This is a genomic window from Nitrospira sp. M1 (genome assembly GCF_965152605.1).
The window spans coordinates 659686-680607 of sequence record NZ_OZ224217.1; the positions used below are offsets into that span (position 1 = coordinate 659686).

The following is a 20922-nucleotide window of genomic DNA, read 5'->3' on the forward strand; positions in this document are numbered from 1 at the left end:
TCTAGCGTTAACACGAATAATAGAAAGGTTGGCCTGGAATTCCATTTTCAACTATTTAAGGACGAGCCCCCTTCATCATTTTTGTAGGTATGCGATTACCGTTTGATTAAATTGGTGCATAACGTTCAATAGTGCGATGTTAAATGTAACTGACTCTTTGGTATGCAAGGTTGATCTAGAATTCTTGATTTCGTCCAATAATATATGAATAGAAATAGAAAACGGAAAATGTCCAACACTCAGTCGGGGGATTGGAGTGCAAAAGAGTAATTGTTATCTCGTCAAAGGTGTATTTCGAACCAACACTGTATCTTTGGCGTGATTCAAATTCACCGATAGCTGCTGCGAGGAATCAATATGTACAAAATCCTTATTAGTCTAGCGTTGCTTGTCATTGGCTCCTTCTATTTCCTTAGTCTCCAGGCTCAAGAAAACGAAAAGCCAACTGAAACGATTGCCTATGAAAGTTACGAGGACATTCCCAAGCCCTTACGAAAAGCCCTGCGCCGAAACAGCTTTCTGGAGCAATATATTTATCTGCAATTGTCGTTCATCAGACAGAAAAGCCAAAGCAAGCATTACTTAAGCGAGGAGGATCTCGTAGAACTAGAAAAGGAAATGATTGCAAAAGCCCGAAAACGGCAGCTCGCGAGAATGGTGAAGTATGACCAAAATCTTGATCGGCAGGTCACAGTCGATGAGGTCCGATCATCTATGATAAAGCAACAGCCAAGTTTAGAGAAGCCGAGAAATGCGGAAAAGCTTCAAAAACGACTGAAGGCTATCCTCCGGGCTGATCATGATCAAGATGGTGTACTTTCCTATGAAGAAATGAGCACCCTCAGTCCTAATGAGGTCAAACGCATAAAACAGAATTCGTCAAAACTCTATCAAGAGTTCTTATCGCTTGACCCGAATCACGATGGAAAGCTGACGGTCATAGAACTTGACACGTTAGCCAGAAGGGCCTTTTCGACCGTCGACAAGGATGGCAACGCGGCGATTTCTTCCGAGGAGCTCGAGGCATTTACAGAAGCTGTCAAATACGTGTTTGACGTTCCTGCATTTTGCAAACTTCCGCAAACCGGTAAAGGGCAACAATTGCGTAGCATTGGAATTTATAAGGGTTCCGCCATTTCTTCTGTAACCGCCGCGGGGCAAGACCAGGTCACGACAACGGTCACGGTTACTGTAGGGGATGATGTCGATTCCACGTATCTGGTGTTAACCAGTTTCTCTCCAGTGATTTGGCAGCTCTCCGGGAACGTGAATGCTATCTCTCATGTAGCCCTCCACAATAATTACCCTGATAAGACTGAAAAATTATCCAGTGGGATTACTGGAATAGCAAGAAACAAGGTCAGCTTTTTAAGTAGTCGGTGTATGCCGAATCACCGTCAAGCCAAATCGAAAGAAACCGTACTAGCGAATTCAGCGATCAAGCAGATGATCGGGCGCATTCCTGACCTCACTGAAGGGCATTCCCAAGTCGGGAATATTACACTTTCATCTGACCATGCAGAGTTTTCTTCTACAAGACACGCAATGTCAATCCTTAAAAAGCCGCTCCCAGACGGATTTCATCCAGAGTTGTGGAGCTCGTTCCTCAAGAATTATTCCGGTGGTGTGACTGCTATCGATCCTCAAACAGTGGTTGCGGATTCTAATGTCGAAAAATATGAAGTTCTTCCTCAACAAGCCGGACTGGCAAAACTGGCGTATGATGGACTCATCACTCCAGGCTCCCGTACGGTCAAAATCCTCAAAAACATCCCCCGCTTTCCTGCTGGTCTCCATGGTGGCCATTCCGTACATTTTCTTATCGCCGACGGAGTTGAGGTACCTAAAGGAGACCCAGGACATGGTTGTGTCAGATTGGAAGCTACTGGGAGGGTTGTGTCTGGGCGGGGTTCTAAGTAAGAAACAGGCTTCATTAACCTCTTTAAGTCATTCTTCTATAAATTCTTGATGATGATTTCGTAATTAAACAGCATGATTCCGGCAGTGCGTTTACTCTTGGGTGCAAATGGGCTCACCGAACCAATGCTCACAAACATTGGCCCACGGTTAGAGACATTACGAGTTATCGTGTTCTCTATTACCAATTCTCCGTCAGTATTTAGCCCGTAGCGGAAGCCACCTTGGCCATAAACCCAAGGAGATTTTGATTTTGGGTCAAAAGTTTGATTGTATAAGTTAAACAAGCTAAGTGGCGTTGGAACTTGCACAGTGCTCTTGCCAGCATTCTTATTTTCGATGGTAGCTTCACTGCACTGAGTCAGTAAAAGCGCTATCACTCCTACCAGTACTGCATTTACGGTTCTGTATAGCATCATGGGCAGCCCTCTCGGGTTCTTGGATCGACACGAACTGCGGGGGTGCTGTTTCATAGGTTTTTCGGGAGAAAGTGATGGTTACTTGATCAAGAAGAGCAATCCTCGGGTTTGGAAGTCACACGATAAAAGATGCATGGAGTTTTCAGACAATCTCTCTTCTGGTCAAAAACTGTTTCTTGTTTGTATTTTTGTTAGCGGGGACACTCGACGTAAGTATATTCCCCGATTTGTAGAAGTGGAACACATCCGTTCTGCCAGGTACATATGTATAACGTTTGCAGGTGATTCATTTTCAAAGTTGTTGGACCAATATGGTTCAAAAAATAACTACTAGGAGTCAGGAATTTTCAAAAACCGACCGAGGAGAGCAAAGAGTGATTATTGCTAATTGATAGGCACAAATATGAATAGATGAATATAGTCTGAGTCTTGTTTGTCGTTTATCTATATTTACTTAGATCGCAACATGTTGAAAAAACTTTTCGTTATTGCTTTATCAATGGTTATTTTAGGTTCCGTTATATATATGATGACGGTGCCACTGGTACTAGAGAAATTAATCGAATGGCAATGTTCGGAGGCAAACCCGAGCCAAACTTGTCTCTCCCAAATGCGTGCTGTAGGGCACATAAGATCACAAAGAGGTGATTTAAATAAGGCTAAATTCTGGTATCACCGCGCGGCGGACTATGGGGATTCTGTGGCGATGTTCCATTTGGCCTGGGTACATGAGGAAATGGCTAGCCCAAGTCTTGAAAATTTTATCCAAGACGAGAAAAGTGGACATTACAGTAACCCTTCAAGAATAGAGGTAGAAAGGCATTGGGAGTTCGCACGGTTATGGTACGAAAAGTCGAGCAAGATGGGTTTTGCTCCTAGCATGAATAATTTAGGACAACTTTATCTACATTTGCAGTTAGGTGGTACTGATAGTGAGCAGATGGCCTATCGTTGGCATCTCGCTGCTGCTGAGATTGGCAATTCGGTAGCTATCATGAATGTAGCACTAGCCCATCTAGCTGGCCAGGGAGTTGTGCAAGACCAGAACGAGGCAAAAAGGTGGTTGACTTGGATTCCGAGTGGTGGCATTACTCCAGATTTAGTAGAACCGACTTTTAGACGAACTAAGTTTTTTGGATCTGTAATTTCTGAAACCACTCGCTCGCGTATACGAACCGCTGCTAAAAATGGAATGTCCCTTGAATTGAAAATTTCCGACATTCAACCCAGTTCAGATCTTCCGACCTTCAAGAATGTTATCCGAAAGATGAAAGATAATGGATAACAACATCAGAAATTCTAAATGTCTGAGCTAAAGATCTTTTTATAAACATATTCACTTATGTCTGTCGCTTAGATTAGACACGTCCTCTATTAATCGGGCAAAACCAGATCGGAGCAGCCAACATCCAAGGATGCAAAATTCTATTCTTTCTTCTTACATTTTAGACAGAGGAAGTAAAGACCAGAGTTGAGTAGTTTTAGAAGACTAGGGTAGAACTGTGTTCGGCCTGATGAGTGAACTTATAAGGAAATTAATCCGGAGTGAGGAGTGAGTTTTGGATTAGGATTGGACTCAAATATCTCATTTAATTCTTGAAACTCTTATTTCTATTCCTATCATCCTTTACTCTTGCGCCGCTTTTTTGGCTTCTTCATCGACGATGTCGTTGTTGGGGTCTCCGCTATGCGCTTTGACTTTGACCCATTCGATAGCAATTTCTGACGCTCGAACGGTTTCTGCATAGTGTTGTGTGAACGGGGTGTTTCTTTTCCATGCATGTGTCGGCCAGCTCGCGAGTCCCTGATAATCGTAATACACTTTGATGCTAGTAATGTGTTGAGATTGGCACCAAGCCACCGCCTTGAGTACGGCCATAATCTCACCAGCGACATTGCGATGTCGGCGCGCGTCGTCCGGGATGTCATTCCCTCGTTCCCGGTGGATTTCCTTCCCAGCCTTGCATGCTAAATAGGCCCATCCGAGAAGTAGTACTCCATTGGGGCGTGGCATACAAGATCCGTCAACCCAAATATCGACAATGGTCTTCGCATCGTCTGATTTCTCGGAATTCGTGGACGATGCTGGGAAGGCAAAGGCCTCTGCTTCTTCTTGGGTTGGAAAAGATTTGTATTCTGCTCCAGGGTATTTGACGATCTGTCGTTGACATTCAGGCCAACTGAAAAAGACCCCAGTTTTTCGCCCACGTCGCACCCCGTAATATTTTTGTTTCATGTCTGTAAGTAGGGATGTGTAGAAATGCAAACGTCGAAAAACGTATTGAGAAAAATAGCTCTCGTCTGCTCCAGACTTTCGGCCTGCCTATCTATTTCAGTTTTTCGAGTCGAGTTGTCGCAAGAGCGGCGCGAGTCGCTTCCTCTGGGATATTCTCAACCAGGGCTAAATACGTTTCATATTCTTCGATTGCCCTGCTCCGGTTGACTGATTCATAGGCTTCGGCCAGATTGTAGCGCGCACGGGCGTAGTTGGGTTGTAATGTAATGGCTCTTTCTAGTAATTCGATGGCTTTTACCGGGTCCTTTAATTGAACGAGCACCGTCCCGAGACTATTGAGAACACGAGGTGAATACTGTTGGATTTTCAATGATTCTTCGAGGGCCAATTTGGCTTCGGTGAGTTGCCCTTTATTTCTCAGCGCAAGTCCAAGTCGATGATGGGCTTCAGCTAAGCGTTTTGGATCCTCTAGACCTAATTGAATCGTTTGGCGGTACGCATCTATAGCAATATCTGGTTTTTTCCCTGGACACGATTCAAATAGTGCAATTTCGCCACGAGCGAATTGTTGTGTCGCAAGAAATTTCGTGGTGTGTTGTTGAGGCGATGATTGGGAGGATGAGGTGTTGTCTTTGGTGTCATTGGGTTGGGCCATGAATTTTTTTTGCGCTCCGTCAAGGAGTTGTTCGTAGGGGTCAAGAACCACAACGGCGACAAGCAACTGACTCTCATGCTTGAGATCTTCTCGTATAAGGTATTGTGTCGTGGATTTTTCGTCACCGGTTCGATAGAGCAGGACGGTGTTTGGTTGAGTCCCTTGTATTAAAGAGTCGGAATTTTCAAAAAACTCTCTTGCGGGAGTCAGCTGGGACAGTGTGTCTCTCAAGACCGGGTAGGGTTCGAGAGTGAGTCCAGACGGATAGGTCGAAACGACTGCCACCAACGTCTCATCATCATTAAAGAACAACCATTGTCTTCTGTGTGTCGGGCTTGTGGTTTCGGTATACCATTCTTTTCCAGTGCCCCATGCGGATTGCTGAAACGTTTGCTTGCCATCTAGCTTGGGTATCATGTCCATCTTGTCACACAATCGTGTGAGGCCAAGAAGGTCTAAATCGCTGGCTGAAGGGGGAAGGTTTGATGGAGGTGGAGTGGGTCCGCTGCTACAGCTTACGAGAAATAACAGGATAATGACGTGTAGTTTGTAGAGGTTGAGACGTTGCATCACGGAAACACCACGATTGAGAACACGCTTTCGTTCGCTTGGAAAGGATTCATGGAGATGGAACAGATGCTAGAAAAAATGACGAGTACCCTGATGTGCTCACCATACAAGCCAGCGTTGGCGCATGAGTGGCTTAGACGCTTCTGGCCGGCATTCTTTTACTTTCAGTCATTCGATCGTTTGCCGATGCTGAAGCGTAGGCTGGTGGGCGATACTGGTATCGAACCAGTGACCTCTACCGTGTGAAGGTAGCGCTCTCCCCCTGAGCTAATCGCCCGTGAGAGAAAATACTAGCACACCAGTTTGGGGGGATCAATGAAGGAGCGAATGCCGGATCTTGACGGTTGATTCTATGAGGAGTAGTGTGAAGTAGATCATGCATCGACAAGGGACTCACGGTCATGGTGCATTGTTCTTATTCAGTTTGGAGGAATGGTTATGGAAAAGAAAGAACGCCAGCAGGATAATCGACAAGCGGATTCCCCGAAAGAGAACGAAGAGGTCAAAGCGAATCCCAAGGTTGTAGAAACTGGGGAAAAGCTCAAAGAAGAAATGGATGAATTAGTTGATGAGATTGACCAAGTGTTAGAAGAAAATGCGGCCGAATTTGTTAAGAACTACGTGCAAAAAGGTGGGCAGTAAGGTAACGATTGTGCTGTCAGCCTCATAGCCATTTTGTGAAATTCTCCTCACTCCAGTTTTGAACGTTTCCTCTCCTTGTCATCTCTGTATTTCTCCTGACTTTGCCTTTCCTGTACAATAGGGCGTGGTTTCCGGCGTTGTGCTTTTTGTGCAGAGCGTTTGTCTGTGTTTCTTCCTGTGAGAGCACAGGAATGAATGAGGGTAGTGAAGTGTGGGAGATGACATCGTCATGACTAAAAAAAAATGGGATATGCGCAATGGTCATGCTGAGCATGTTGCACAATTGGCAGATGCGCTAGGCCTTTCCTCAATTACTGCGACGGTGTTGGTGAATCGGGGAATCTGCGATGTCGAATCTGCGCGTCAATGGCTGTCGTTAGATTCGCCGGAAGCTCATGATCCTTTTCAAATGGCTGACATGGCAAAGGCCGTGGATCGGCTGCATTACGCCATTACGCAACAAGAAAAAATTTGTTGTTATGGCGATTATGACGTTGATGGAATTTCCGCTACGAGTCTGTATGTTTTATTTCTTAAGCTGCAGGGGGCCTACGTCGAATTTTACATACCCGATCGCAAGCTGGAAGGGTATGGGCTGAATGAAGCCGCGGTACAGCGCATAGCAAGTACCGGTGTCAAGGTGCTTGTGACGATTGACTGTGGGACGAGTTCACATAAAGAAATTGCTCTCGCTCAAGACCTTGGGCTCGATGTGATTATTACGGACCACCATCAAATCCTCGGTGCGCATCCGCAAGCGTTTGCCTTTTTGAATCCACAACGAACCGATTGTCAGTATCCGTTTAAAGGGCTCTGTTCGGGTGGGTTGGCCTTGAAGGTTGCGACGGCCTACACGTCAAAGTATGGATCTTCCGATATCGATGTCACGCCGTATACTGATTTGGCCGCATTAGCCACTGTGGCAGACATGGTGCCGTTGCAAGACGAAAATCGTTGGATCGTACGCGAGGGGTTAAAGCAGATAGCTGGTCGTGCTCGTTTTGGCATTCAGGCTCTGAAGCAATTGGCGGGAATTAATGGGCTATGTACGGAAGGGATGGTCGCGTTTCGCCTCGCGCCGACGATAAATGCGGCTGGGCGCCTTGCTCATGCTCGCCTGGGAGTGGAGCTGTTTACTAGTGGCACGCTAACGGATGCATTGCCCATTGCTCGTCAATTAGATGATCTGAACCGGCAACGACGTGCCATCGAGCAAGAGGCTGCTTCTGAAGCCGTCAAAATGATAAATGGGGACAATCTTCCTGGGGCGATTGTTGTCGGTGATTGTGCGTGGCATGTTGGGGTTGTGGGAATTGTGGCTTCGCGGTTGGTCGAGCGGTATTATCGACCATCGGTTGTGGTGTCTTTTGATGAGCAAGGGTTCGGCCGTGGCTCTGTACGAAGTGTGCCTGGCGTCAATGTCTGCGAACTCTTAAGTCAATGTTCCGATTTGTTGGAAGGATTTGGCGGGCATCCAGCTGCTGCGGGGTTGCAAGTTCGCCAAGAGCAGTTTCCTGCTTTTCAACAGCGGATGTCCGAATTGGCTTCGGCAGAAATGAATGAGGAGATTCGATGTCCGGTGTTACGCATTGATGCGGCAGTGGCGCTTCAGCATGTTCACCCCCAGTTGATTCGTGAGTTAGAGCAATTGCACCCGTTTGGTATGGGAAATCCCGAGCCGACATTTTTGGGCCAGCAGATCAAAGTGTTAGAAACACGGATTGTTGGAGATGACCATTTGAAATTGGTTGTGCGTCAGGAAGGTTCTGTTCCATTTGAATGTATGGGCTTTCGAATGGGAGCCCTGGAGCATTGTATGCGACTCGAAAATCGTATGATTGATATGGTGTTTGTTCCCGAGATAAACCGTTGGAACGGCATGGATCGCATTCAACTTCGCATTCGTGACTTGCGAGTGAAGGAGACGGGTAGGGTTTCACGATGTTGATGACGGCTATCACACAAATTGACGAACTGATTCAACAGGTACAGGCCTATCATCCGGAAGCGGATGTCGACATGCTTCGACGTGCGTATGATTTTTCTGCGCAAGTGCATGAAGGGCAGATGCGGCAGTCCGGCGAACCGTATCTGCAACATCCATTGGCTGTTGCCGGCATCTTGTCCTTTTTGAAATTAGACGTCCCGGCCATTGTCGCGGGACTGCTTCATGACACCGTCGAGGATACGGTTGCGACGCATGACGAATTAGAGGCGAAATTCGGAAAGGATGTGGCGAGACTTGTCGATGGCGTCACAAAGATCGGGCAGATTCCCTTCAAGTCACATGCCGAAAAGCAAGCGGAAAATTTTAGAAAAATGGTGTTGTCGATGGCAGATGATATTCGCGTGGTGTTTATCAAGCTCGCGGATCGTCTTCATAATATGGAAACGTTAGAACATCTATCAGAGAGCAAGCAGCAACAAATCGCTCAAGAGACGCTTGAGATTTATGCCCCACTGGCCAATCGATTAGGGATGAGTTCCATTAAGCAAAAGCTCGAGGACTTATGTCTCCAATACTTAAAGCCCGATGCGTATGCCATGCTGAAATTGCGCGTGGCCAAGCGGGATGAAGAGCGACAGGAGTTTCTGGACATGCTGATTGGAATGGCACGTGAGGCCTTGGCTCAGGCTCATCTGCCTGGTGATATTCAAGGTAGGCCTAAGCATCTGTACAGTATTTATCAGAAAATGGAGCGACAATCGATTACGTTCGAGGAAGTCTATGATCTCTCGGCTGTCAGGATTGTTACTGATTCAAAAATGAATTGTTACGCCATTCTTGGGTTAGTGCACTCGCTGTGGCCACCTGTTCCTGGTCGATTTAAAGATTATGTCGCCACGCCGAGGACGAACCTTTATCAATCGTTGCATACCACTGTTGTTGGTCCGCAAGGCGAATATGTCGAGTTTCAAATTCGAACAGAGGAAATGCATCGGATAAATGAGTATGGCGTTGCCTCGCACTGGCGTTACAAAGAACCCGGCGCGGTCACCGGCAAGGATGAGAAAGTCTTTAGTTGGTTACGGCAGTTTGTGGAGTGGCACAAAGATCTTTCCGATAATCGTCAATTCATGGATTCGGTCAAGCTGGACCTGTTTCATGATGTCGTGTTCGTCTTTACCCCGCTTGGCGAAGTGAAGGAAATGCCGGTTGGTTCGACGCCCGTGGATTTTGCGTATGCCATTCACACGGAAATTGGAGATCATTGTGTTGGTGCTAAAATTAACGGAAAGCTCGTGCCGCTTCGGCACAAGTTGAGTAGTGGCGATATGTTGGAAATTCTCACCTCGTCTTCTCAGGTGCCCCATAAAGGATGGTTGAAATTTGTTCGTACCTCACGTGCGAAGGCCAAAATTCGTCATTGGTTTAAGATTGAAGAGCAAAAGCGAGCGCTAGACATTGGTCGCAGATTATTGGAGCGAGAGTTTCGCCGTCATGGTCTCCCCACAGCTCAAACGCTAAAGTCTGAACGTCTCGTGGAAATTGCGAAAGCCCGAGGCCTTGATGTTGTTGACGAACTCATTCGGTTGGTCGGCTATGGAAGACTTTCAGCGAGCCAGGTGGTCAATCAACTGGAGCCTCCAAGTTCTACGAGTACAGGCGATAAGAGCATTGGAGTGGTCGAAGAACGTGAAAAGACGTCTCCAGCACATCCAGAAAAGTCGGTAAAGGTGAAGGGGGGCAACGACGTGCTGATGCAGCTATCTAAATGCTGCAACCCCGTCCCTGGCGATCCGATTATGGGATATATTACACGTGGGCGTGGGCTGAGTATTCATACCGTAGGTTGCCCAAATCTTCGAGCCTTGGACTGGGATCACAATCGATTGGTCGAAGCGGATTGGGATTCCAGTATTGCGGGGACCCACTCCGTGAAAGTTTCAGTGCTAACCTTGGATCGTACGGGAGTATTGGCTGACATCTCTTCCGCCATTTCAGATTGCCAGGCCAATATTACTCGAGCAGAAATTTCTACGCGTGAAGATCGAAAGGCCGTGCTTGATTTTGTGATTGAAATTACCAATACCCTCCATTTGGAACGTATGATAAAGGGGATTGAGCAGGTTGAAGGTGTTGTGAATGCGAGGCGAGTCAGAGGATGGTAGGAAGCTGGCTGTGATCGGCTTCATGGACCGATTGCCGGTATGGAGCTAATGTCTTGCTCACTTGACGATCAATTGGCTACCTAAACGGATGTTGTAGTGTTTGGCCATGCCAGCTCCGAGTTCAAGAACATAGAGCGCTTCTTTCAACGTGCGGTATCGAGGGCAGCTATCATCAGTTTTCGTACAGATTGGAACGTGTGATTCAATATGTACCACTTTCCAGTCCACATCAATCCAGATAATGTCTAATGGAATTTTGGTGTTTTTCATCCAGAAATTCCAATAATCCAACTCTTGAAAAATAAAAAGCATGCCATGATCGGGTGGCATATGTGTTCTGAACATCAGGCCTTTGGATCGTTCTGCCGGAGTGTCGGCAATTTCACCCATAATGATAGATTTTTGTGGAGTGATGATTTCTGCCAATCCGTCATTGGCAAATTCTTGGTCGGTAGGTGGATGGGTTAAACTTTGGCCCTGTGACGTCGTCACCATGAAGCCCAGCACGAAAAAGTGAATGCATACCCCTATTGTGATGAAATATGTGTTTTGCATGGCATCTGTTGAGAACAAAGCCTTTTGGTCACGGGTTGGGGAGGCGATCCTAGGGGGAATCTATAATTTTTGTCAAGTTAAGGGTTTCGCTCATACGTTAAGGAGGCTAAAGCACTGGTATGCAAGTCCATATGACAAGATTGTGCCAGTTCGTGAAAGCGAGTTTGTGTCTAGAGCCGTTTCAGTTATACCGAAACGATAACACGCCATCTTGTCACCGTGTGATATCCAATACGTGAGAGAACACGTCACTCATTGTCAGTACATTCAAGCGGGGATAACCTTCCATTCGTTGAAACACGGCACCGCGCCAAGTTCGTGGTATTTTCCTGCTTGGAACTTTTTTGGATTCGCTCTAGTATCCCGTTATCATGTTGTAACGTTGACCTCGGGATTATTCAAGAAGTCTTTTCTTGACTGACTAAATAAGTCTCCGTATAATAAGCTCTTTACAAATTGGGCTATTGCCTTGCCTTGTGGCAATTTGATACCCCTTCTGGCGGAGGCAAGGGACCTCCAGTCTCATGCTTTCTTGTAAACTGTTAAAACGGCAGGATCTTTCTCTGTGGGCAAGTGGCCAGCAATCCCACCCCCAACTCAGTCTTTCCCTGTTGCGAGCTATCGATCATAGGAACATATAAAGGGCAGGTACCCAAGTGGACAACGGGGGCAGACTGTAAATCTGCTGCCATCGGCTTCCAAGGTTCGAATCCTTGCCTGCCCACCATACATTTGATGTGAATGCAGGTAAGCAAGTTAGTTAGTCGCTAGGAAATTTACTAATAGCGGGCGTAGCTCAGTGGTAGAGTTCCAGCCTTCCAAGCTGGCTGTCGTGGGTTCAAATCCCATCGCCCGCTCCAATTTTATGTGAGCCATGAGGGGATGATGGATGAGAAGTCCTTCTTCCGCATTTGACGGTTCACCGTTAAGAGCTGAGGGCCCATGTAGCTCAGTTGGTAGAGCACGTCCTTGGTAAGGACGAGGTCACGCGTTCGATCCGCGTCGTGGGCTCCATTAATGGCGGCACTTTCGTATTGTGATCGGTTTACTTGTTTTCATATATCCTGACTAGTTTGTGTTGTAAAAATAACGGTTTTATCGATTAGAGAATCTGGAGGCGTGAATGGGGAAGGCGAAATTTGAGCGGAAGAAGCCGCATTTGAACGTGGGAACCGTGGGGCATGTGGACCATGGGAAGACGACGCTGACCTCGGCGTTGACGAAGGTAATGGGCGATCAAGGGATGGCGCAATATGTGGCCTACGATGAGGTGGCCAAGGCGAGTGAATCGCAGGGCCGTCGGGATCCCACGAAAATTCTCACGATTGCCATTTCCCATGTCGAGTATGAGTCGCAGAATCGCCATTATGCGCATGTAGACTGTCCGGGGCATGCGGACTATGTCAAGAATATGATCACGGGCGCGGCGCAAATGGATGGAGCCATTTTGGTGGTCTCAGCTGCTGATGGGCCGATGCCGCAAACGCGCGAGCATATACTCTTGGCGCGGCAGGTGGGGGTGCCCTATATTGTGGTCTTTTTGAATAAGGCAGATAAAGTGGAAGATCCCGAGCTCTTGGAGTTGGTGGAGCTGGAAGTGCGGGAGTTGCTGAGTAAGTATGGGTTTCCAGGCGATGATGTGCCGATTGTGACGGGTTCGGCGATTAAGGCGATTGAAGGGGATCAGAGTGAGATCGGGGTGCCTTCGATTATGAAATTGTTAGAGGCGGTGGATAGTTATATCCCGACGCCAGAGCGCGCGATTGATAAGCCGTTTTTAATGCCGATTGAAGATGTGTTTACGATCAGTGGGCGGGGGACGGTGGTCACGGGTCGTGTGGAGCGTGGGCAAGTGAAGGTGGGTGATGAGATTGAGATTGTCGGGTTGAAAGATACGCAGACGACCGTGGTGACGGGCGTGGAGATGTTTCGCAAGGTGTTGGATGAAGGGCAGGCGGGGGATAACATTGGGGCCTTACTTCGGGGGACGAAGAAGGAGGACGTGGAGCGCGGGATGGTGCTCGCGAAGCCCAAGAGTATCACGCCGCATACGAAGTTTAAGGCGGAAGTGTATGTGTTGACAAAGGAAGAGGGGGGGCGGCATACGCCGTTCTTTAAGGGGTATCGGCCACAATTTTATTTCCGGACGACAGATGTGACGGGGATTGTGGAGTTAGAGGCCGGGGTGGAGATGGTGATGCCGGGGGACAATGTCTCGTTCACGGGCGAGTTGATCGCGCCGATCGCGATGGAGCAGGGGTTACGGTTCGCGGTGCGGGAAGGTGGTCGGACGGTCGGAGCCGGTGTGGTCACGGAAATCTTAGCCTGAGGCTGGTACGTTCATTTATCAAGTTGAGGTAGCAAAGTTATGAGGGTGATTATTTCTTTGGCGTGTGGTGAATGTAAGAGGCGCAATTACTCGACAATGAAAAATAAGAAGAATGACCCGGACCGACTGGAGAGAAAAAAGTTTTGTCGGTTTTGTCGAAAGCACGTTCCCCATAAAGAAGTGAAATAGTAGGGGTGCTATGAGATGGAAGGGTAAACGCGTGGGAGAGAATGTCGAGGGTGAATGGGCGGCATGTGATTTTGCGCAATACGTTTCGCTGAACATAGAGGGGCATAGTGTTAACGGCTAGCACGTCGGTCTCCAAAACCGAAAGTCCGGGTTCGAATCCTGGTGCCCCTGCCAGGAATGTGTCTGAATAGATTTATGTTGTCCGATAGGCTAGTTGATAGCGATAAGGGATAGATTGTGTTTAAGAAGTTGTGGACGTCAATCGTAGAATTTCTTTCTGATGTTAAGAGTGAGCTGAAGAAAGTCTCCTATCCAACCAAAACGGAGACGGTCGGTTCTACTACTGTCGTGTTGCTGTTCTGTGTCATTATGGCAATCTATTTGTCTATAGCTGATTCGTTGTTTGTTTGGGTAATCAGTAAAATTCTTTAGTGGGGTCAAAATCGTCATGCCGAAAAATTGGTATGTTATTCATACGTATGCTGGGTATGAGGGGCGAGTGAAAACGAGTATCGTTGAACGAGCTAACCAGATGGGCATGAGTGATGTCGTTGGTCAGGTGTTGGTTCCAACGGAAGAGGTTGTGGAGTTTAAGGATGGAAAGCGGCGAGCTTCAAAACGAAAATTCTTTCCTGGTTATGTCTTGCTAGAATCGGAAGGTCTATTGAGTGATGAAGCCGTGGTTATGATTAAAGAAACTCCAAAAGTTACGGGGTTTGTTGGCGGAGGAATACGGCCCATCCCTTTAGATCCTGGTGAAGCAGAGACCTTATTGGGGCAACTTGAGTCAGGAATGACCGTTCCGAAGGAGTCGGTGGACTTTGAAAAAGGTGATAGCGTTCGGATTATCGACGGGCCATTCCTTGGGTTTAACGGGTTGGTAGACGAAGTTGATGAAGATCATTCTCGAGTGAAAGTTTTTGTGAGTATATTCGGTCGATCTACGCCGGTTGAACTTGCCTTTTCGCAAGTTGAACGTGGGTAGTTCTTTATGTATGTGAGTGTGTATCGGTACAGTATTTTATAGATGCGGTGGGTTCTTGCCTGTCTGTTCCGTGTGATGGATGGGCGTTGTTATCTTCATTAATCCTGGTGTAGGGAAATCTCATGGCTAAAGAGGTGATGACTCAAATTAAGTTACAGATTCCAGCCGGTAAGGCGAATCCGGCACCTCCTGTTGGACCGTCATTGGGTCAGCACGGAGTCAACATTATGGATTTTTGTAAACAGTTTAATGCGAAGACGCAAAAAGAAGAAGGATCGGTCATACCGGTTGTGATCTCGGTTTACAAAGATCGAAGTTTTTCATTTATAACCAAAACTCCGCCAGCATCTGATCTGCTGAAAAAAGCGGCTGGCTTGATTAAGGGGTCTGGTATTCCTCACAAGCAGAAGGTGGGAAAGATCTCGCATTCCCAATTGGAGGAAATTGCCAAACAAAAAGTTGTCGACCTTAATGCAATAGATGTCGCGGGTGCCGCCAAAATTATTGCCGGAACTGCGCGAAGCATGGGGATTACGATTGAAGGGTGACGACTGTGCGGTGTCTTTGTCTTAATTGGAGGAAGGATGGTGTGGGGTGAATAAAAAATTTCGAGCCGCAAGCGCCAAAGTGGAAGAAAAGTTGTATGACCTTCCAGAGGCAAGTGAACTGGTGAAACAGATTGCGTTCGCTAAATTTGATGAAACCGTCGAGTTGGCTATACGTTTGGGTGTTGACCCAAAACGTGCGGATCAGCTCGTTCGTGGGACGACGGCTCTGCCCTACGGAACGGGGAAGAAGGTTCGAATCGTTGTGTTTGCTAAAGGGGAAAAAGAGCAGGAGGCTAAAGCGGCTGGAGCTGACTTTGTTGGCGCTGAGGATCTTTTGGAGAAGGTCAAGGATGGTTGGCTCGACTTTGATTCTGCGATTGCCACTCCTGATTTGATGGGGGCGGTCGGGAAGTTGGGTAAGGTTCTTGGGCCTCGAGGCTTGATGCCGAACCCAAAGACGGGAACGGTCACGTTTGAAGTGGGAAAGGCTGTTGAGGAGATTCGAAAGGGCCGTGTTGAGTTTAAGGTAGACAAGGCCGGCATTGTCCATGTGCCTGTTGGGAAAGTGTCCTTTGACAGCAAGCAGATTAAGGATAACGCATTAGCTGTTTTTGACTCTATTATGAAAGCAAAGCCAGCATCAAGTAAGGGGCGATATGTGAAGACTGCCACCCTTTCCAGCACGATGGGCCCTGGTGTGCCACTTGATAGCGTTGGTGTCATTCGTCAATTTGGGTAATGGCCTGGGTGGATGCAGGAAGCGAGATGAATCGATGAAAAAGACAGAAAAGTCAGCAGTGGTGACGGAGATGCATGATCGGTTTCTCAATGCGAGACTCGCGATTGTCGCAGAGTGTTCTGGAATGCCCGTGAATCAGGTCGCGCAGTTGCGTCGGCAGCTTCGTGATGCGCAGGCTCGTATGCACGTCGTGAAAAATACGTTGGCGAGTCGAGCTGTTGAAGGAACGCCGTTATTGCCGGTTCAAGGTTTATTTAGTGGGCAGTTGGCACTTGTGATCGGATACGATGATCCCGTGTTGCCTGCCAAAGTTGTCCGGGATTTTATTAAAGCTGAAAAGTGTGAAGACAAGTTGAGCGTTAAGGGTGGCGTGCTAGATGGTGTGGCACTTGACCCTGCACGCTTACATGCCGTTGCGGACCTTCCTTCTCGGCTTGAATTGTTGTCGATGTTCCTGTCAGCCGTGCAAGGGCCTGTGCGTGGGTTTGTGGTAGCGCTGAATCAAATTGTCCGTGGGTTTGTTGCCGTTGTGGCTGCAATACAAGAAAACAAAAGTCAGAAAGGGGAGGGAGAAATGCCTGCAACAGAATCGAATTTATCAAAAGAAGATATTATTAACGGAGTGTCGAGCATGAGTGTCTTGGAGTTGTCTGAATTAGTGAAGGCGCTCGAGGAGAAGTTTGGTGTGACGGCTGCAGCACCGGTTGGTGTGATGGCTGCTCCAGCTGCTGGAGGGGGTGCCGCCGCTGCAGAAGAAGAAAAGACTTCCTTTGACGTGGTGTTAGGTGCCGCTCCTGCTGACAAGAAAATTCAAGTCATTAAGGTTGTGCGGGAGATTACGGGATTGGGATTGAAGGAAGCCAAGGATCTTGTGGAAGCCGCTCCTAAGCCTATTAAGGAAGGTGTGTCGAAGGAAGAGGCTGATGGGTTCCAAAAGAAACTTCAAGAGGTTGGTGCGACAGTAGAAATTAAGTAGAGTCTCGACCATCCCTGGCGACGACATGTTCATTTATTAAAGGAGCACCGAATGGCCCAATCCGTGAATCAGGGGACAATTCAGCGTAAAAGTTTTTCAAAAATACCGTTGACCATTGAAATTCCAGACCTCGTGGAAGTTCAGCGAAGGTCGTACGATGAATTTCTTCAAGCTGGAACACCTCCGGAAAGGCGAGAAGAGAAAGGGCTGCATGCGGCATTGAAAAGCGTGTTCCCTATCGGAGATTACAATAATTCGGCTCTTTTAGAATTCTCTAATTATGCCTTAGGCACGCCAAAGTATGATGTTCGGGAATGTTTAGAGCAAGGGATGACGTTGGCTGCGCCTTTAAAGCTTCGAGTTCGATTAGTGGTGTTTGATAGTCAAGATAAGGCTGTTAAGAATCGAGTCCTAGACGTTCGAGAGCAAGAAGTCTATGTCGGGGAGTTGCCTTTAATGACTGATCGAGGAACGTTCATTGTGAATGGAACAGAGCGAGTGGCTGTGAGTCAGCTTCATCGTTCTCCGGGAGCCTCGTTCAGTCATGATAAAGGTCGAACGCACGCGAGTGGAAAGGTTCTCTATTCTGGGAGAATTATTCCGTATCGTGGTTCATGGTTGGACTTTGAATTTGATGCGCGAGACATTTTGTATGTTCGCATCGATCGGCGCCGAAAAATGCCGGCGACGATCTTGCTCAAGGCCTTCGGGTATTCTGCAGATGATCTCTTAAAAATGTATTACCCGGTTGAAGAAATTCGAGTGAGTCAGGGCACGTTAGTGCGGAAACTCGACCCTGAGCTGCATGGCGGTCTTCGCGCTCCCGTTGACATTGTTGGGTCTGGTGGTGGTGATCCGCTCGTCAAAGAAGGGATGCGTCTTACGAAGGCCATCTTGGGTAAGATTAAGGCTGCAGGAGTCAAAGAGATTCCTGTGAAGCCGGATGAGCTTGTGGGTCGTGCTGTCTTAACGGAATTAATTGATCCGACTTCGAACGAGGTCATTCTTGAAAAAAATCAGCGATTAACTCCAGCAATTATTGAGCAAATTATTGAAGGTGCTCTTCCGCCATTTAAGGTTATTTATCTTGGTGGGACGGCGAGTCCTGTGATTCTTGATACATTGGATGCGGAAAAAACCTCTTCCCGGGAGGAAGCTTGGGTTGAAATTTATAAGCGGCTTCGGCCTGGCGAGATGCCGTCTGTTGATTCAGCAAAATTACTGTTTGAAAATTTGTTTTCCAATCCAAAACGTTATGACCTTTCCCCGGTTGGACGTTTGAAGATGAACAAACGCTTCGAATTAGATTTGCCTTTGGACCAGAGAACATTAACCTCCCAAGATCTTGTAGAGGTTGTGCGGTGTCTTGTTGAGTTGAAGTCAGGAAAAGGCGAAGTCGATGATATTGACCATTTGGGGAATCGACGTGTTCGTTCTGTGGGTGAATTGTTGGAGAATCAGATTCGATTGGGTCTCGCACGCATGGAGCGAAGCATTAAAGAGCGTATGAACTTACTCGATATGGAAACGGTGCTCCCGCATGATTTGATCAATGCGAAACCCATTGTTGCGGCGATCAAGGAGTTTTTTGCGGGGAGTCAGCTCTCTCAATTTATGGATCAAACGAACCCTCTGGCAGAGATTACGCACAAGCGGCGATTGTCGGCACTTGGTCCTGGCGGATTGACGCGAGAGCGGGCGGGTTTCGAAGTGCGGGATGTGCATCCGTCCCACTACAGTCGAATATGTCCAATTGAAACGCCTGAAGGACCCAATATTGGTCTGATTACATCGTTGGCAACCTATGCCCGCATCAATCAGTTTGGGTTTATTGAGGCGCCATTTCGTAAAGTGCGAAAGGGCCGTCCGGTTGATGAGGTTGAATTCCTCTCGCCACTTGAAGGTGAAAAATTTGTCATTGCGCAAGCCAATACCAAAGTCGATACGGCTGGGCGGTTTGAGTCCGACACGATTACGGCGCGGGCAGGTGGTGAGTTTGTCATCACGACACCAGAAGAAGTGGATTACCTCGATGTGTCGCCCAAGCAAGTGGTGAGTGTTGCGACGGCACTCGTTCCATTTTTAGAACATGATGATGCGAATCGCGCATTGATGGGGTCGAACATGCAGCGACAGGCTGTTCCATTGATACAGTGTGATGCGCCATTGGTTGGCACGGGAATGGAGTCGATTGTTGCACGTGATTCTGGGTATTTAGAGCGCGCATCGAGTGATGGAGTTGTTGAAAGTGTCGATGCCAGGCGGATTGTGATACGAGCCGAGCTTCAAAAGACGGAAGAGGGAAAAAAAGGTGGGAGTCGGTTGTTGGAAACATTTGACCTGATTAAGTTTCAACGAACGAATCAAAACACCTGTATTACGCAAACTCCGATCGTGCGTGTCGGGCAGCCCGTCAAGAAGGGGCAGGTGCTCGTTGATGGGCCTGCCATGGATCGTGGTGAGTTGGCGCTTGGGAAAAACGTCCTCGTCGCTTTCATGCCATGGGGTGGATATAACTTCGAAGATGCCATTTTATTAAGTGAAAAACTTGTTCGTGATGACACGTTCACGTCTATCCACATCGAAGAGTTTGAAGTCGAAGCCCGTGATACCAAGCTTGGTAAAGAAGAGATTACTCGAGATATTCCGAATCTTGGTGAAGAGGCGCTAAAAAATCTTGATGAAAGTGGGATCGTTCGAATTGGAGCCGAGGTGAAAGCTGGAGATATTTTGGTTGGAAAGGTGACTCCGAAAGGCGAAACGCAGTTGACGCCTGAGGAAAAACTTCTTCGAGCGATCTTTGGCGAGAAGGCGGGTGATGTGAAGGACACGTCTCTCCAGGTCCCACCTGGCATTGAAGGTATTGTCGTTGACGTCAAGATTTTCTCCAGAAAAGGCGTTGATAAGGATGATCGGTCCAAGACGATTGAGTCTGATGATCGTGTCAAAATTGAAAGAAACTATCAGGACGAGCTTCGCATCATTGAGGAGGAGCGTAACAAGAAAATTCGAAAACTCCTCCTTGGTCAATTTGTTGGCCGTGACCTCATGGATCCTGATAGTGGCGAAGTGATTCTCAAGAAAAAAGGGCGAATTACAGCAGAAGTCTTGAGGAAGCTTTCGAATGATGATGCGCGTCGTGTCATTCTTGGTGATGGGGAAGAGCAAAAGAAACTTGAGGAAATTGAGCGAGCGGTCAAAGATCAGATCGAAATTCTTCAAACCATGTATGATGAACGAGTTGGTCGATTGAGGCGAGGGGATGAGTTGCCGCCTGGCGTCATTAAGTTAGTGAAAGTGTATCTCGCCATCAAACGTAAGATTGCTGTGGGCGATAAAATGGCAGGCCGTCATGGGAATAAAGGTGTGGTCTCCCGGATTCTTCCAGAAGAGGATATGCCGTATTTGCCAGATGGGACGCCGATTGAAATTGTGCTCAATCCGTTGGGTGTTCCGTCTCGGATGAATGTAGGGCAGATCCTTGAAACGCACCTTGGATGGGCTGCGAAAGCGTTGGGCATTCATGTGGAAAGCCCAGTATTTGATGGCGCATCTGAAATGGAAATTAAGCAATTCCTCAAGCAAGCCAATCTGCCTGAAAGTGGGCAGTCGGTCGTGTATGATGGTCGGTTCGGTGAGCCATTCAAGAGTCCTGTGACCGTTGGCTATGTGTATATGTTGAAATTGCATCATTTGGTTGATGATAAGATTCATGCTCGTTCGATTGGGCCCTATTCATTGGTCACGCAGCAGCCACTTGGAGGAAAAGCGCAATTTGGTGGCCAGCGGCTTGGCGAAATGGAGGTGTGGGCGCTTCAGGCGTATGGCGCTGCATCCACACTGCAAGAGTTTTTAACCGTGAAGTCTGATGACGTTCCTGGGCGATCCCGAATGTATGAGGCGATCGTCAAGGGTGAAAACTTCTTAGAGCCTGGTCTTCCTGAATCGTTTAATGTGTTGGTCAAAGAGCTGCAAAGTTTGGGCTTGGATGTTGAATTGATTAAGTCTGCCGACTAATCGGTCTGTCACCTGAGTAATGCAGTTGTCTT

Annotated in this window: 16 protein-coding genes, 5 tRNA genes and 1 pseudogene; 18 read left to right on the forward strand and 4 right to left on the reverse strand. The window is 47.6% G+C overall.

From position 1 onward, the window contains the following. The first annotated feature begins 357 nt into the window (after nucleotides 1–357). The gene (locus ACWHX8_RS03150; RefSeq protein ID WP_447970520.1) at nucleotides 358–1920 is read left to right on the forward strand and encodes a hypothetical protein; all 1563 of its coding nucleotides are present in this window, start codon (nucleotides 358–360) and stop codon (nucleotides 1918–1920) included. An 882-nt stretch (nucleotides 1921–2802) separates the two neighbouring features. Further along, nucleotides 2803–3621 carry a tetratricopeptide repeat protein gene (locus ACWHX8_RS03155; protein ID WP_447970521.1) on the forward strand — a complete coding sequence of 273 codons (819 nt, stop codon included), beginning with the start codon at nucleotides 2803–2805 and terminating at the stop codon, nucleotides 3619–3621. Between the two features lie 342 nt (nucleotides 3622–3963). On the opposite strand, the gene ACWHX8_RS03160 is transcribed toward ACWHX8_RS03155, so the two are convergent. From ACWHX8_RS03160 to ACWHX8_RS03170, 3 genes are all read right to left on the reverse strand, one after another. Next, entirely contained in the window at nucleotides 3964–4572 is a 609-nt protein-coding gene (locus ACWHX8_RS03160; protein ID WP_447970522.1) for a ribonuclease H1 domain-containing protein, read from the reverse strand. A gap of 91 nt (nucleotides 4573–4663) precedes the next feature. After that, nucleotides 4664–5797, reverse strand: a complete 1134-nt coding sequence (locus ACWHX8_RS03165; RefSeq protein ID WP_447970523.1) for a tetratricopeptide repeat protein — start codon at nucleotides 5795–5797, stop codon at nucleotides 4664–4666. Between the two features lie 202 nt (nucleotides 5798–5999). Then, nucleotides 6000–6074, reverse strand: a tRNA-Val gene (locus ACWHX8_RS03170). Nucleotides 6075–6235: 161 nt separating this feature from the next. Here ACWHX8_RS03170 and ACWHX8_RS03175 point away from each other — a divergent pair. The 3 genes from ACWHX8_RS03175 (at nucleotide 6236) to ACWHX8_RS03185 (ending at nucleotide 10552) form a co-directional block, all read left to right on the forward strand. After that, nucleotides 6236–6439, forward strand: coding sequence for a ubiquitin-like protein Pup (locus ACWHX8_RS03175; RefSeq protein ID WP_447970524.1), 204 nt, complete (start codon nucleotides 6236–6238; stop codon nucleotides 6437–6439). 229 nt (nucleotides 6440–6668) lie between these two features. Beyond that, the gene (gene recJ / locus ACWHX8_RS03180) at nucleotides 6669–8387 is read left to right on the forward strand and encodes a single-stranded-DNA-specific exonuclease RecJ (protein ID WP_447970525.1); all 1719 of its coding nucleotides are present in this window, start codon (nucleotides 6669–6671) and stop codon (nucleotides 8385–8387) included. Further along, entirely contained in the window at nucleotides 8381–10552 is a 2172-nt protein-coding gene (locus ACWHX8_RS03185; protein WP_447970526.1) for a RelA/SpoT family protein, read from the forward strand. Before recJ ends, ACWHX8_RS03185 begins: the two co-directional genes overlap by 7 nt. A 57-nt stretch (nucleotides 10553–10609) precedes the next feature. Here the strand turns inward: ACWHX8_RS03185 and ACWHX8_RS03190 are convergent, their stop codons facing one another. Continuing rightward, nucleotides 10610–11047, reverse strand: a complete 438-nt coding sequence (locus tag ACWHX8_RS03190; protein ID WP_447970527.1) for a DUF192 domain-containing protein — start codon at nucleotides 11045–11047, stop codon at nucleotides 10610–10612. 702 nt (nucleotides 11048–11749) lie between these two features. Here ACWHX8_RS03190 and ACWHX8_RS03195 point away from each other — a divergent pair. The 13 genes and pseudogenes from ACWHX8_RS03195 (at nucleotide 11750) to rpoB (ending at nucleotide 20890) form a co-directional block, all read left to right on the forward strand. Beyond that, nucleotides 11750–11834, forward strand: a tRNA-Tyr gene (locus tag ACWHX8_RS03195). A 58-nt stretch (nucleotides 11835–11892) separates the two neighbouring features. Then, nucleotides 11893–11967, forward strand: a tRNA-Gly gene (locus ACWHX8_RS03200). 78 nt (nucleotides 11968–12045) lie between these two features. Further along, nucleotides 12046–12121: transfer RNA gene (locus ACWHX8_RS03205), tRNA-Thr, on the forward strand. Nucleotides 12122–12230: 109 nt separating this feature from the next. Next, nucleotides 12231–13436: an elongation factor Tu gene (gene tuf / locus ACWHX8_RS03210; protein WP_447970528.1), complete on the forward strand. Its 1206-nt coding sequence runs from the start codon at nucleotides 12231–12233 to the stop codon at nucleotides 13434–13436. Nucleotides 13437–13475: 39 nt separating this feature from the next. Continuing rightward, nucleotides 13476–13625 (forward strand): 50S ribosomal protein L33, encoded by a 150-nt coding sequence (rpmG, locus tag ACWHX8_RS03215; protein ID WP_447970529.1) that lies wholly within the window; start codon nucleotides 13476–13478, stop codon nucleotides 13623–13625. A gap of 98 nt (nucleotides 13626–13723) precedes the next feature. Next, a tRNA-Trp gene (locus ACWHX8_RS03220) sits at nucleotides 13724–13799 on the forward strand. 63 nt (nucleotides 13800–13862) lie between these two features. Then, nucleotides 13863–14057 carry a preprotein translocase subunit SecE gene (secE, locus tag ACWHX8_RS03225; RefSeq protein WP_447970530.1) on the forward strand — a complete coding sequence of 65 codons (195 nt, stop codon included), beginning with the start codon at nucleotides 13863–13865 and terminating at the stop codon, nucleotides 14055–14057. A gap of 16 nt (nucleotides 14058–14073) precedes the next feature. Further along, nucleotides 14074–14610, forward strand: coding sequence for a transcription termination/antitermination protein NusG (gene nusG / locus ACWHX8_RS03230; RefSeq protein WP_447970531.1), 537 nt, complete (start codon nucleotides 14074–14076; stop codon nucleotides 14608–14610). Nucleotides 14611–14732: 122 nt separating this feature from the next. Continuing rightward, nucleotides 14733–15158 (forward strand): 50S ribosomal protein L11, encoded by a 426-nt coding sequence (gene rplK, locus ACWHX8_RS03235; protein WP_447970532.1) that lies wholly within the window; start codon nucleotides 14733–14735, stop codon nucleotides 15156–15158. A 46-nt stretch (nucleotides 15159–15204) separates the two neighbouring features. Next, nucleotides 15205–15897, forward strand: a complete 693-nt coding sequence (gene rplA, locus ACWHX8_RS03240; RefSeq protein WP_447970533.1) for a 50S ribosomal protein L1 — start codon at nucleotides 15205–15207, stop codon at nucleotides 15895–15897. 34 nt (nucleotides 15898–15931) lie between these two features. After that, nucleotides 15932–16438, forward strand: a pseudogene (gene rplJ / locus ACWHX8_RS03245) (50S ribosomal protein L10); the annotation flags it as partial. Nucleotides 16439–16471: 33 nt separating this feature from the next. After that, nucleotides 16472–16873 carry a 50S ribosomal protein L7/L12 gene (gene rplL, locus ACWHX8_RS03250; protein ID WP_447971852.1) on the forward strand — a complete coding sequence of 134 codons (402 nt, stop codon included), beginning with the start codon at nucleotides 16472–16474 and terminating at the stop codon, nucleotides 16871–16873. A 51-nt stretch (nucleotides 16874–16924) separates the two neighbouring features. Continuing rightward, nucleotides 16925–20890 carry a DNA-directed RNA polymerase subunit beta gene (gene rpoB, locus ACWHX8_RS03255; RefSeq protein WP_447970534.1) on the forward strand — a complete coding sequence of 1322 codons (3966 nt, stop codon included), beginning with the start codon at nucleotides 16925–16927 and terminating at the stop codon, nucleotides 20888–20890. Nucleotides 20891–20922 lie beyond the last annotated feature (32 nt).